We start from the raw sequence: 12,794 nt of genomic DNA on the forward strand, positions 1-12,794 counted from the left end.
CTACTTCGGCGCGCCCGGCGGTGTCGGGGGAGCGTCGTCGGGGGCCAGTTCCGCCCCGACCGCACGGAACAGCGCCTCGGCCGCGTTCGGATAATCGCCGGTGTCGTCGAAGGCCTCGGGCAGATAGGTGACCGCGATCGCGACGGCGATCTTCTTCGCCGGCAGGTACGCCGCGACCCCGGACTGGCCGGCGAACAACGGGTTCTGCAGCAGCCAGCCACCGGAGATGACGATGCCGACACCGTAGGTATAGCCCTCGGTCTGCGGTGCGCAGGTGGGGCAGCCCGGTAGGGCGAAGGTTCTACCGCGCAGGTCCGGTGCGGTCATCGTCTGATACGACTCGCGGGTCAGCAGCGTGCCCGAACCGATGGCGGCGGCGCCGGCCTCCATATCGTAGATGTTCGTGGTCTGCACGGCGCCGCGGGTGATCGTCCAGGACGGGTTCCAGAAGGTGGACTCCTCGTAAAAGGCTGTGCCGCTGGGGATGCCGAGCGTTTCGCGGCGTTCCGAGGTGAATGCGTGCAAGGTCGGCGCGGGTACCTCGGCGGTGAACGAGTTGGCGGTGCTGGTCAGTCCCAGCGGGCCCAACACCTCGTCGGCCAGCAGGTCGGCCATATCGCGGCCGGTGGCCTTCTCCAGCGCCAGCCCGAGTAGTACGTAATTGGTGTGGGCGTAGTTCCAGTTGGTGCCCGACGGATAGTACAGCGGCTTGGCGGTCGCGAATCGCAGTAGCTCCTCGGGCGCCCACTGTCGGAAAGGGTTGTCGTAGAACGCTTTCTGAAACTCCTCGTTGCCGATCACATAGTCGGCGTACCCGGAGGTCATCCGGGCGAGCTGGCCCAGGGTCACCCGATCGGCGTGCGGGGTGTCGGGCAGCCATGTCGAGAGTTTGTCGTCGAGGCTGACCGTGCCGCGCTCGACCAGCTTCAGCAGCACGGTGGCCACATAGGAGATCGCCACCGCACCGTTGCGGAAGTGCATGGCTTCGGTGGCGGGCACACCCGTCATGGATTCACCGAAAGCGCGGGTCAGCACCTCCTGACCATTCTCGGTGACCCGGATCAGAACGGCCTTGAGGTGCCCACGTGTCATTGCCTCGTCGACGATGCGGGCCACCGCATCGGCCTGACCGGGATCGGTGCGGCTTTGAGGTCGGCCGGCTCCGGTCGAGCACCCGGCCAGCACCACAAGGGTGAGCAGCACCGCAAGCGCACGCCGGATACTCATGGGTGCCTCAACCCGCGGTGCGGTAGCGGCGCTCCGGCCGGCCCACGCCGTACTGCAGACGGAGTTCCAGCGCGCCGGCGGCCAGATAGTGCTCCAGGTAGCGGCGGGCGCTGACCCGGGAGATCCCGACCAGATCGGCACATTCGGCGGCCGAGACCTCGTCGGCCGCACGTACCGCGTCGAGCACCAGGCGCCCGGTCTCGGCGCCGAGCCCCTTCGGTAGGACCTCGGGCGCGGCGGCCGTCGCGGGGCCGCCGAAAAGTGCGTCGATCATCGACTGGTCCGCCCCGCCGTCGGCGGCCAGCGCGTCGGCCCGGGCGGCGAAGGCGGTCAGCTTGGCCTGCAACTGGTCGAACTCGAAGGGTTTGATCAGATAGTCGGCCGCACCGCCGTCCAGGGCGCCGCGGACGGTGTCCAGCTCACGGGCCGCGGTGATCATGATGACGCCGACGTGATCGCCTTCGGCGCGCAACCTGTGCAGTACCTCCAGGCCCGTCATATCGGGCAGGTACACATCCAGCAGGATCAGGTGCGGCTGGTGGGCCGCTGCCGCCGCGAGCGCCTCAGTGCCGCTGCGGGCCACCGCGACCGGCTGGAAACCCTCGATTCGCTGCACGAACCGGCGGTGGATCTCGGCCACCATGAAATCGTCGTCGACGATCAGCACATCACGCACGGGCTGACTCGCTGCTTCCCCGGCGCTGCCCTCGCCCGGCCGCCAGCGCCGACTCCGGTAGCCGAACCACGAACGACGCACCACCGCCGGGCGCGTCGTCGATCCGGGCGTGCCCGCCGTGCTGGGCTGTCACCAGCCGCACCAGGGCCAGCCCGATCCCTCTTTTCTCGGCGGGCCCACCCGCACCCTCGGATTTCGAGGTGACACCGCGGGCGAACACCAGTTCCCGACGTTCAGGTGGCACACCCGGACCGGAATCGGTGACCGCCATCAGCAGGCCGTCGGTGTCATCGACGTGCACGGTCACCTGGGCGCGCTCGGAGCCCATCGAGACGTCGACGGCATTGTCGATCAGATTGCCCAGCACGGTGATCGCATCGGTGGCCAGCGCCGGCGGCAGCGCGCGCAGGTGACTGTCGGTGTGCAGGCTCAGCGTCACCCCGCTCTCGGCGGCCAGCGATGTCTTGGCGATCAGCAGGGCCGCCACCGCAGGGTCGGAAACCCGTTGGGTGACAGCATCGTTGAGCTCGGCGCGGCGCCGCGTCAGGGTGCCCACCAGATCGTGCACCGCGTCGAACTCGCCCAGCTGGACCAGGCCGGAGATGGTGTGCAACTGATTGGCGAACTCATGGGTCTGGGCCCGCAGGGTGTCGGTGACACTGCGGTGCGAGGACAACTGCGCCTGCAGGGCCGCCAGTTCGGTGCTGTCACGCATCGTGGTCACGGTACCGATACGCCGGCCCTGGCTGCTGGCCGCGCGCCGATTCAGCGCCAGTACCCGGCTGCGGGTGGCGATCACGACATCGTTCTCACCTTCCCCGGAGAGCAGGAAGTCCACCACCGCCTGCTCGAGGCCGACGGCGTCGGCGCGTCGGCCGACGCTGTCGGTGCCGATCTCCAGCAGTTCCTGCGCGCTGTCGTTGAGCACCGTGATCACCCCGTCGGGGTTCACCGCCACCACCCCCTCACGGATGCTGTGCAGCAAGGCCTCCCGATGATCGGCCAGGCCGGCGATCTCGGTGACCTCCAACCCGCGGGTGTGCCGTTTGATGCGGCGCGACAGCAACCAGGAGGCCGCCAGCCCGAGCACGGCACCCAGACCCAGATAGACCAGCAGCCGTTCGCCGGCGCCGCTGAACAGCTGCCATACCGAGGGATAGCCCTCGCTGACCGAGGCGATCGCGAGCACCTCGCCGTCACTGGACAGGATCGGGACCTGCCCGATGAGGCTGTGCACGCCCGCCACGTCGGCGTCACCGAACCACGCCCGGCCCTCGTCGGCCCGGCTCGGACCCAGATCGGTCTGCACTCCGATGCGGGAGGGGTCCGTAGAAGCCCGCACCGTGCCGTCGGGGCCGAGGATCTCGGCGACGCTCGCACCCGACAGCGCCACCGCACGGTCGACGTCGGCGGCCAGGTACTTCTCGGCGAACGGATCGGAGAAACGGTCGCGCACGATCGGCGTCGAGGCCATGTTCTCGGCGACGGCGATCATCCGCAGGCCGCGGACCTCGCGGAACTCGCTGGTCGACTGCGCCACCGATACCGCCGCGACGGCAACGAGCACCACCGCGACGACGACCAGCTGAAACACCAGGAACTGCCCGGCGAGGCTGCGGCTCCAGCTCGTGTTCTTAATGACCACTACTTCCTTTGCGTCCATATCAGTGACCTGAGTCACTACTGGGTCCAGTATTGCTGAGCATCACAAACAAGTGATTGGGGACGACATGTTCAAACGGGGTCGGGTGACCACAGGCGTGGTCATCGCCGTGATCGCCGCGCTGCTACTTTCCGCGTGCGGAGTCACCCGCGGCGAGGAGACCGGGCTGCACCGCCTGCGCATGATGGTGCCCAACAGCCCCGGTGGAGGTTACGACCTCACGGCGCGCACCGCGGTCAAGATCATGGAGGACGACGAGATCACCGGTCGCGTCGAGGTGTTCAACGTGATCGGCGCCGGTGGCACCGTCGCGATGGCGCGCCTGATGAACGAGCGGGGCAACGGCGACCTGATGATGATGATGGGCCTCGGCGTGGTCGGCGCGGTCTTCACCAACGGCTCGACCGCGCGCGCCTCGGATGCCACTGCGCTGGCCAAGGTCGTCGAGGAGCAGGAAGGCATCCTGGTGCCCGCCGACTCACCGTTCCAGACGGTGCAGGATTTCGTCGACGCGTGGAAGGCCGATCCGGCCAAGGTCACCGTCGGCGGGGGATCCAACCCCGGCGGCCCGGACCACCTGTTCCCGATGGAGACCGCCAAGGCGGTCGGCCTGGACCCGACCAAGGTCAACTTCATCTCCTATGACGGTGGCGGCGATCTGCTGACTGCTCTGCTGGGCAACAAGATCGCGGCCGGCACGTCAGGCCTGGGCGAATACGTCGACCAGATCGAGGCCGGCCAGGTGCGGGTGCTCGCGGTGTCCGGGGAAGAGCGGGTCGAAGGTGTCGATGCACCGACGCTCAAGGAGGCAGGCATCGACCTGACCTTCACCAACTGGCGCGGAGTCCTGGCCCCGCCCGGGATTTCCGAGGACGACCGGGCGGCGATGGTCAAGATCCTGGAAGAGCTGCACGCAACCGACGCATGGAAGGAGGCGCTGGTGAAGAACGGTTGGACGGATGCCTTCATGACCGGCACCGCATTCGAGGAGTTCCTCGACGAGCAGGATCGACGGGTCGAGACGACGCTGACGGATCTGGGGCTGGTGTGAGTACCGAATTGGACACGGCCGAGAAGTCCCGGCCCGATTACGCGCAGTACGTCGTCTGTGCGGTGATGGTCGCCGTCGGCGCCTTCCTGCTCTATGACGCGCTCACCATGCCGGGCGGATACGCCGAGGTGGATCCCGTTGGGCCGCGCTTCTTTCCGATCGTCATCGGCGCGGGGCTGCTGGTGATGTCCGTCGTCCTGGCCATCGCGATCCCGCGTGGTCTGAAGGGTGAGGCCGATGCCGGTGAGGACATCGACCCGGATATGCCCAGTGACTGGCGCACCGTCGGGCTGCTGGTCGGCCTGTTCGTCATGCTCATCGTCCTGGTGAATCCGCTCGGGTGGGCGATCACGAGCGCGCTGTTCTTCGCCGGGTGCGCCACCGTGCTGGGCAGCAGGCATTACGTGCGCAATATCGCGATCGGTGTGGTACTGGCGCTGGTCAGTTTCTACGCGTTCTACTCCGGGCTCGGAATCCCGCTGCCCGCAGGAATTTTGGATGGGATTCTGTAGATGAACAACTTCGACTGGCTCATGCAGGGGTTCGCCGAGGCGGCCACCCCGATGAACCTGCTGTATGCCGTGATCGGCGTGTTGCTGGGCACCGCGGTCGGCGTGCTGCCCGGTATCGGTCCGGCGATGACGGTGGCGCTGCTGCTGCCGATCACCTACAACGTCAGCCCGAGCGCAGCGTTCATCATGTTCGCCGGCATCTTCTACGGCGGCATGTACGGCGGGTCGACCACCTCGATCCTGCTGAACACGCCGGGTGAATCGTCCTCGGTGATCACCGCGCTAGAGGGCAACAAGATGGCCAAGGCCGGCCGGGCCGCGCAGGCACTGGCCACCGCGGCCATCGGGTCCTTCGTGGCGGGCGCCATCGGTACGGCGCTGCTGGCCGCATTCGCGCCGGCGATCTCCCGGTTCGCGGTCACCCTCGGGGCACCGTCCTACCTGGCGATCATGCTGTTCGCCCTCGTCGCGGTGACCGCGGTGCTGGGGTCTTCCAAGATGCGCGGCGTGATCTCGCTGCTGCTGGGTCTTGCGATCGGCATCGTCGGCATCGACTCACTGACCGGACAACCGCGCGCCACCTTCGGTCTGCCCTTGCTGGCCGACGGCATCGATATCGTCGTCATCGCGGTGGCGGTGTTCGCGCTCGGTGAGGCGCTGTGGGTTGCGGCGCATCTGCGGCGCCGTCCGGCCGATGTCATACCGGTTGGCCGGCCGTGGATGGGCAAGGAGGACTGGAAGCGGTCCTGGAAGCCATGGCTGCGTGGCACCGCCTACGGGTTCCCGTTCGGTGCGCTGCCCGCCGGCGGCGCGGAGCTGCCGACGTTCCTGAGCTACATCACCGAGAAGAAGCTGAGCAAGCATCCCGAGCAGTTCGGCAAGGGTGCCATCGAGGGTGTCGCCGGGCCGGAAGCGGCCAACAATGCCTCGGCCGCAGGCACTCTGGTGCCGATGCTGTCGCTGGGTCTGCCGACCAACGCGACTGCGGCGGTGATGCTGACCGCGTTCGTTTCCTACGGTATCCAGCCCGGTCCGACGCTGTTCGACAAGGAACCGCTGCTCATCTGGACGCTGATCGCGAGCCTGTTCATCGGTAACTTCCTGCTGCTGGCGCTGAACCTGCCGCTGGCGCCGCTGTGGGCCAAACTGCTGCGCACGCCGCGGCCGTATCTGTATGCGGGCATTCTGTTCTTCGCCGCGCTCGGCGCGTTCGCCGTCAACCTGCAGCCGCTGGATCTGTTGTTGCTGTTGATCTTCGGATTGATGGGCCTGATGATGCGACGGTTCGGGCTCCCGGTGCTGCCGTTGATCATCGGGGTGATTCTCGGGCCGCGTATCGAACGGCAACTGCGGCAGAGCCTGCAGCTCGGCGGCGGCGACTGGGGCAACCTGTTCACCGAGCCGGTCGCGGTCGTCACCTATGTGCTGATGGCACTGCTGCTGCTCGCACCGCTGGTGCTGCGGCTGTTCAACCGCAGCGAGGAGAGTCTGTTGATTGTCGAGGACGACAAGGACCAGAAAGCGAAGGCGTCCCAATCATGACGATCGTCATCGGATACACCGCCGACCAGTTCGGGCATGCGGCTCTCGAACACGGGATCGCAGAGGCGAAGCTGCGCAACACCAGTCTGCTGGTGATCAATTCGACCTCGGGGGAGTCCTATGTCGACTCGCGTTTCGCCGATGCGACCCAGGTGCACGATGTGGAAGCCCGGTTGGCCGAATGCGGGGTTCCGTTCGAGCTCGCCCAACCGGTAGGCGTGGACGCCGTCGAGGAGCTGCTGACGGCGATGGACCGCCCGGAGGCCGAGTTGCTCGTTGTCGGCATCCGGCACCGCAGTCCGGTGGGCAAGCTGCTGCTGGGCAGTGTCGCGCAGAAGCTGATCCTGGAGTGCCCGAAACCCGTTCTGGCGGTTAAACCTTCCGAGTTCTGACCTCATCGGTCATCGTCCTCTCCGTCGGCTTGTGGTGGGAGGAGTTCTTCGGGGTGGAAGTGGTGGTTGAGGGTGTCGCCGCCGGTGTTCATCAGTGGTGGTGGGTGCCAGTGCACGCGGCCGGTGACGGGGTCGATGGTGTTGGTCCAGCCCAGTTCGGCGAGCAGGTTGTCCGGTGCGCAGCCCAGTCCGAGGTCGGGTGCGTCGGTGAGTCCGCCGTTGTTCCAGCTGGGGTTGGCGTGGTGGGCTTGGCAGCGACATGCTGCTTGGGTGCAGCCGGGTCGGGTGCAGCCGCGGTCGCGGTGGTAGAGCAGCAGGCGTTGGGCTTTGGTGGCCAGGCGTTTGGAGCGGCCCATGTAGAGCGGTTCGGCGGTGTGGTGCCGGTAGACGATCAGGTAGTGGTGGGCGTGTTCGGCCAGCCGGATCAGATCGCGCATGGGCATCAGGGTGCCCGCTCCGGTGACCGCGATCCCGGCAGCGGCTTCGAGTTCTTTGAGGGTGGTGGAGACGACCACGGAGACGGGTAGGCCGTTGTGCTGGCCGAGCTTCTTGGACATCAGGGTGTCGCGTAGGACGGCTTTGAGGGCGTCGTGGTTGCGTTGGGACTGGGTGCGGGGGTCGCGCAGGAATTCGTCGAGGTCCCACGTGGGCGGCGACTCGGTGCCCCCGGGCACCTCCGGCTCGGTCTCGGTCTCGGGCTCGGTCTCAACCTCCGATTCGGCCTCTGCCGATCCGGCCTCTACCTCTGCTTCTGTCTCTGTCTCACCCTCGAACCCGCACTCAACCTCGGATTCGAAGTCGAACTCGGGTTCGGTGTCGGGTTCGGTGTCGGGTTCAACGGGGTCATCCTCGAGCGGATTGGGGTCCGGATTCTGTTGGGGCTGAACATCGTCGGGGTTGTTGATCCCGGGGCGTGCCCAGACGTCCAGGATGGTGCGTAGGTAGGCGGCGAACTCCGCATCCACCCAACCCGACACTTTGGCCATGCCGTCGACGTCCTGGGCGCTGATGCTCAGCCCGCGCCGGTGCGGTGCCAGGTCGGGGCCATCACCGTCAGGGTTGAGCAGAGCCAGCGCGTGATCGGCGGCCTTCTGCAACGTTTCGGGGGTATTGGTGGTCGCGATGTCGACCAGCGTGGCTTCCAGCTGCCCGCGCGCGGTGGCGTCCAGACGAGCCGAGGCCTTGTTCAGCGTGGTCCGGATGATGGCGATATGCCCGCTGGTGATCATCCCGGCGGCCAACGCGGCCGCGCACGCCACCAGCACCGGTTCCAGGACCTCACCGGTCATGGTGTGCCGGGGCCCGAGGTCGCGGGCCGCGGTGATGCGCCGTCCGGCTTCGGTGGCGCTGAGGCGGTCGCGGGTGGCCAGCACATCGGTCCAGGTTTTCCCGCCGATCTCATGCGGGGTGGCCCGGTCCATCAGGGCGGCTAGGATCCGGTGATCGACCGCGGTATCGGCGCGGGCCTGCTGCTCACGCTCGGACAACAGTTCCAGCAACTCGGCGGTGTCGAACATCGTGAAATCGGCGTCCAGCAGCGCTTTGACCGACGCGGCGCGGTCGGACAGTGCGTGTTGCACCGCTTCCCGACCGCCGGCCACATCACTGTTCATGACTCGAACATACGTGCGACCACCGACAAATCCGCCCAGAAAAGTGACCGGTGTGATCAATGGGTCCAAAGAAATTACTGAGACTGGCCTGCCGCTCGAAAGTCGCTGACAGCCGGGCGATTTCATGACCATCCTGCTGACGCGACCGCGGTGTTCCGGGCGGGCGCTAGGGTTCGTCCATGAGCAATCCGGATCTCACCGAAGCCACCGCCACCGCGGGAGCCGCCATCGAACAAGCGGTGGCCGTCTTCATGCTGCATCCCCAGACATATGGCGAGAGTGTCGCCGCCGGCTATCAGAATCCGCTGGCCGGATACGTGGCCGGGCGTGGTGGCGTGCTGGGCGAGGTCACCGGTGCGACCGTCAGCGCGGTGTTCGCGGTCTTCGAACCCACCGGCCTGTCGGCCATGTGGGACGAAGGTGTCGCGGTGCATGGCGCCGCCGGTGCGTCCCAAGTGTATTGGCAACAGGCCGCCGAGTTCGGTCGCGCGTATCTGGCCGGTGCGGACGGGCTGGACCGTATCGCAGCGCTGGGGGAGAAGCTCATTGCGACGGCGCCGACCGCGGCGTCGCCGTTGTTCGCGGGCTGGCGGGCCATGCCGCTGGCCGACGACGCGCCCGCCCGCGCATTGCAGGTGATGTTCGTGTTGCGGGAGCTGCGGGCCGGACTGCACTTCAATGCGCTCAGTCTCTCTGGTATCACTCCCATCGAGGCGCACATGCTCAACAAGGGCCCACGGTACGCGGCCATGTTCGGCTGGCCTGAGCCGTTCCCCGACGGCGCGGACAAAAAGGACCGCTACGCCGAGATCGAGCAGGCCACCAATCGCCGGATGGCCGAACTGGTTGGCGCCGCGCTGGATCTGGGCGAGGCGGCTGAGTTGGCGGACCTGACCACGGCGGCACTGGCCACCTTGAAGGCGAACGTCCCGCGTTGACCGGTCCGTCACGCTGGCGATTCGGACCGACTGGTTAACCTGACGCATGCCCGCGGAAATCGCGATCCACTTCTTCCTTCAGCTCACCGTCATTCTCGCCGCATGCAAGCTGGCCGGACTGGCCGCTCAACGGGTGGGGCAGCCGCAGGTCGTCGGCGAGATGATCGCCGGCGTCGTGCTGGGTCCCTCGCTCCTGGGACGGATGGCCCCCGATCTGCAGAGCCATCTGTTCCCCACCGGCACGCCGAACCTGGTCCTCTACACCGCGGCGCAGCTCGGGCTGGTGCTCTATATGTTCATCATCGGGCTGAACTTCGACGTCGATCACGTCCGGCAGCGGGCCGGAACCGCCGCCGCAGTGTCCATCACCGGCACGGTCGCACCATTGTTCGTCGGTGCGCTGGCGGCCATACCGCTACTGGGCGCCGGCGGATTCTTCGGTGACGGCGTCAACCTCGGGATGGCGATGATGTTCCTCGGGGCCTCGATCGCGATCACCGCCTTCCCCATGCTCGCCCGGATCATCTTCGAAAAGAAGCTGACCGGAACCTCTTTGGGTACCCTGGCGCTGGCGTGCGGCGCGACCGCAGATGCCATCTCATGGTGCATCCTGGCGGCCGTGCTGGCCATCCACCGGAACAGCCCGATGCTCGCCGTCATCGCGATCGGTGGCGGTCTGCTCTACACCCTGGTGCTGCTGACCATCGGTCGCCGCGGCCTGAGTCCGTTGGGCAGGATGACCGAAGAGAACCAGGGCGTCTCGCCGTCGATGCTCAGTACCGTGCTGATCCTGTTGATGGCCTGCGCATGGTTCACCGACATCATCGGCATCTACGCGATCTTCGGCGCCTTCCTGCTCGGCGTGGCGATGCCCTCGGGATTCTTCGCCGCCAATCTCACCGACAAACTGGAGCCACTCACCACCAAGCTGCTGCTGCCGCTGTTCTTCGTCTATTCGGGTCTGAACACGCAGATCGGGCTGGTGAACACCCCGGCGCTGTGGGCGGTCACTCTCGGTCTCATCGTCGTCGCCGTCGTGGGGAAGGGCGTGGCGTGCGCGGTGGCGGCGCGGCTGAGCAAGGTGCCCATGCGCGAGTCGGTGGCGCTGGGTGCGCTGATGAATGCGCGCGGACTCATCGAGCTCATACTCCTCAACATCGGGCTCGAAGCCGGGATCATCACCCCCACCCTGTTCACCATCCTGGTGATCGTGGCGGTGGTGACCACCCTCATGACGTCACCGATCTTCGAAGCGGTGTACGGCCGTCACCAGCGTGTTGCCGAGAGTGTGTAGCGCGGGTTGCTGTTCTGCCCCCTGTCGTTTCACGGCTGAACCCCGCCCATTGTGGGTATGTTGAATTTATGCGGCCCCAACTCTCGCGACTCGACGCGCAGGCCCGGGCGGCCCTCGCGCGCAAGATCAGAAGCCAGCTGCCCGCGGCCGATGCTCCAACGACCGACCACGATGTGGCGATCGCCGGCGGCGGCATCGCGGCCATGGCGCTTGCGCTGGAAATCAGGCAGGCGCGTCCACAGACGCGCATCCTGCTGATCGAGCCGAACACCCATCCGGTCTCGGAGATCACCCATACCGTCGGCGAATCGACGGTTGAGGTGTCCGCTCACTATCTGCGTGATCGCCTTGGCCTCGGTGAGCACCTGCAGGCGGCGCACATTCGCAAGATGGGCCTGCGAATGTTCTTCTCGCACGAACACAACAGCGATATCGCGTCCCGAATGGAGTTGGGCGGCTCGTCGTTCGTTCCGCTGGTCACTTATCAGATAGATCGGGGGCGGTTGGAGAACGAGCTGCACACCCGTTGTCTGGCAGCGGGTATCGCCATCCGGCGTGGTCGCGTGGCCTCCGTCGCCCTCGGTCATGACGGCACGTCGCACACGGTGTCTGTCCAGGCCGATGAAGAACGCATGGACACCACGGCCCGGTGGGTGGTCGACGCGTCCGGACGGAACCGGATGCTGCCGCGGCAACTGAACCTCAAACAGCCCAACGAGCACCACTGCAACGCGGCATGGCTGCGGGTGGCCACCGAGATCGACGTCAACGGCTGGAGCGACGCCCCCGACTTCCACAGCCGTCTTGTCGAGGGTAACCGGGCCATGTCGACGAACCATCTGATGGGGGAGGGCTACTGGGTCTGGCTGATCCGACTGGGCTCCGGAGCCACCAGCGTCGGCATCGTCGCCGACCCTGCGCTGCATCCGTTCGACGGGTTCAATACGTTGCCCAAGGCGATGGCGTGGCTGCGTGCACACGAACCGCAGTGTGCTGCGGTGCTGGCCGAGCACGAGCACCAGATCAGGGACTTCCGGGTGATGAAGAAGTACAGCCACGGCGCCACCAAGATCTTCGACGGTGCCGACCGCTGGTGCCTCACCGGAGACGCCGGTGTGTTCCTCGACCCGCTGTACTCGTCCGGTCTGGACCTCGTGGCGATCGGCAACGGCCTGATCACCGACATGATCGTCCGCGACCTGGGCGGCGAAGACGTGCTGGCACGTGCACAGGTCAGCGACACACTGTTCCGGTCACTCACCGAGATGTGGCTCGCGGTGTATCAGGACCAGTACGTACTGATGGGGACGCCCGCGGTGATGTCGGCGAAGGTCGTCTGGGACATCGCCTTCTACTGGGGTTTCATCGGCCTGCTCTATATGAATGATCGGTTCGTTCGCATCGCGGATGACCCGGAGTTCGTGCCTCAACTGGAAGGCCTCATCGCGCTGAGCAATCGGGTTCAGCGCTTCTTCCGCGAATGGGCCGCGTTGGAGGGCCGTGGGCCCGAGGCCGAGAAGGCCACGGTGCCCTTCCTGGACCTGTACGCGCCCCTGAACTTCATGGTGTCGCTGCACACCGCGATGGTGGAACCCAGCCCGGATTTCGGTGCTCAGTTCGACACCAATGCTCGGTTGCTACACCAGATTGCGGGTCAGCTCGTCGAGACGGTGCTGGCGGCAAAAGCCGTGGTGTTCGAGGACGACGAGGCCGTGCGCCAGGTGCAGACCTGGCAACGCGATCCGTTGCTACGCGAATTGCGGGCAATCTACCGCCGGGATCAGGAGACCGCCCCGATCAGCGCTGACTGGATCGTCACCGGATCGGCGGTCCTGCAGCCGAACTGAACCCGACGCCAGACGCACGAAATTCATCAGTCCGGGATC

11 protein-coding genes are annotated in these 12,794 nt (G+C 66.5%); 7 read left to right on the forward strand and 4 right to left on the reverse strand.

All coding sequences use genetic code 11. The features are described from left to right. From EXE63_RS27020 to EXE63_RS27030, 3 genes are read right to left on the reverse strand one after another with little or no spacing between them, the layout of a single operon-like run. Window positions 1–1,227 (reverse strand): serine hydrolase domain-containing protein, encoded by a 1,227-nt coding sequence (locus tag EXE63_RS27020; protein ID WP_168144479.1) that lies wholly within the window; start codon window positions 1,225–1,227, stop codon window positions 1–3. 7 nt (window positions 1,228–1,234) lie between these two features. Beyond that, window positions 1,235–1,903: a response regulator gene (locus EXE63_RS27025; RefSeq protein WP_168144480.1), complete on the reverse strand. Its 669-nt coding sequence runs from the start codon at window positions 1,901–1,903 to the stop codon at window positions 1,235–1,237. Beyond that, window positions 1,896–3,566, reverse strand: coding sequence for a sensor histidine kinase (locus EXE63_RS27030; RefSeq protein WP_168144481.1), 1,671 nt, complete (start codon window positions 3,564–3,566; stop codon window positions 1,896–1,898). Before EXE63_RS27030 ends, EXE63_RS27025 begins: the two co-directional genes overlap by 8 nt. A gap of 67 nt (window positions 3,567–3,633) precedes the next feature. Between EXE63_RS27030 and EXE63_RS27035 the strand changes: the two genes are divergently transcribed. The 4 genes from EXE63_RS27035 (at window position 3,634) to EXE63_RS27050 (ending at window position 7,063) form a co-directional block, all read left to right on the forward strand. Then, the gene (locus tag EXE63_RS27035) at window positions 3,634–4,617 is read left to right on the forward strand and encodes a Bug family tripartite tricarboxylate transporter substrate binding protein (protein ID WP_168144482.1); all 984 of its coding nucleotides are present in this window, start codon (window positions 3,634–3,636) and stop codon (window positions 4,615–4,617) included. 65 nt (window positions 4,618–4,682) lie between these two features. Then, a complete protein-coding gene (locus tag EXE63_RS27040; RefSeq protein WP_234904656.1) occupies window positions 4,683–5,129 on the forward strand; it encodes a tripartite tricarboxylate transporter TctB family protein in 447 nt (148 codons plus the stop codon). Then, window positions 5,130–6,671: a tripartite tricarboxylate transporter permease gene (locus EXE63_RS27045; protein ID WP_168144484.1), complete on the forward strand. Its 1,542-nt coding sequence runs from the start codon at window positions 5,130–5,132 to the stop codon at window positions 6,669–6,671. It begins immediately after the preceding gene. Continuing rightward, complete coding sequence (locus tag EXE63_RS27050; RefSeq protein WP_168144485.1) at window positions 6,668–7,063, forward strand: universal stress protein; 396 nt, start codon at window positions 6,668–6,670, stop codon at window positions 7,061–7,063. Before EXE63_RS27045 ends, EXE63_RS27050 begins: the two co-directional genes overlap by 4 nt. Before the next feature lie 2 nt (window positions 7,064–7,065). Here EXE63_RS27050 and EXE63_RS27055 read toward each other — a convergent pair whose 3' ends face one another. After that, window positions 7,066–8,676 carry an HNH endonuclease signature motif containing protein gene (locus EXE63_RS27055; protein WP_168144486.1) on the reverse strand — a complete coding sequence of 537 codons (1,611 nt, stop codon included), beginning with the start codon at window positions 8,674–8,676 and terminating at the stop codon, window positions 7,066–7,068. Window positions 8,677–8,855: 179 nt separating this feature from the next. On the opposite strand from EXE63_RS27055, the gene EXE63_RS27060 reads away from it, so the two are divergent. The 3 genes from EXE63_RS27060 to EXE63_RS27070 all read left to right on the forward strand — a co-directional run bounded on the left by EXE63_RS27060 (window position 8,856) and on the right by EXE63_RS27070 (window position 12,755). Further along, window positions 8,856–9,614 carry an SCO6745 family protein gene (locus EXE63_RS27060; protein WP_168144487.1) on the forward strand — a complete coding sequence of 253 codons (759 nt, stop codon included), beginning with the start codon at window positions 8,856–8,858 and terminating at the stop codon, window positions 9,612–9,614. A gap of 46 nt (window positions 9,615–9,660) precedes the next feature. Continuing rightward, window positions 9,661–10,908, forward strand: a complete 1,248-nt coding sequence (locus EXE63_RS27065; RefSeq protein WP_168144488.1) for a cation:proton antiporter domain-containing protein — start codon at window positions 9,661–9,663, stop codon at window positions 10,906–10,908. A gap of 68 nt (window positions 10,909–10,976) precedes the next feature. Beyond that, on the forward strand, window positions 10,977–12,755 hold the full coding sequence (locus EXE63_RS27070; RefSeq protein ID WP_168144489.1) for an NAD(P)/FAD-dependent oxidoreductase: 1,779 nt from the start codon (window positions 10,977–10,979) through the stop codon (window positions 12,753–12,755). The last annotated feature ends 39 nt before the right edge of the window (window positions 12,756–12,794 follow it).

It is taken from the genome of Mycolicibacterium frederiksbergense (assembly GCF_012223425.1).
Lineage (GTDB): Bacteria > Actinomycetota > Actinomycetes > Mycobacteriales > Mycobacteriaceae > Mycobacterium > Mycobacterium frederiksbergense.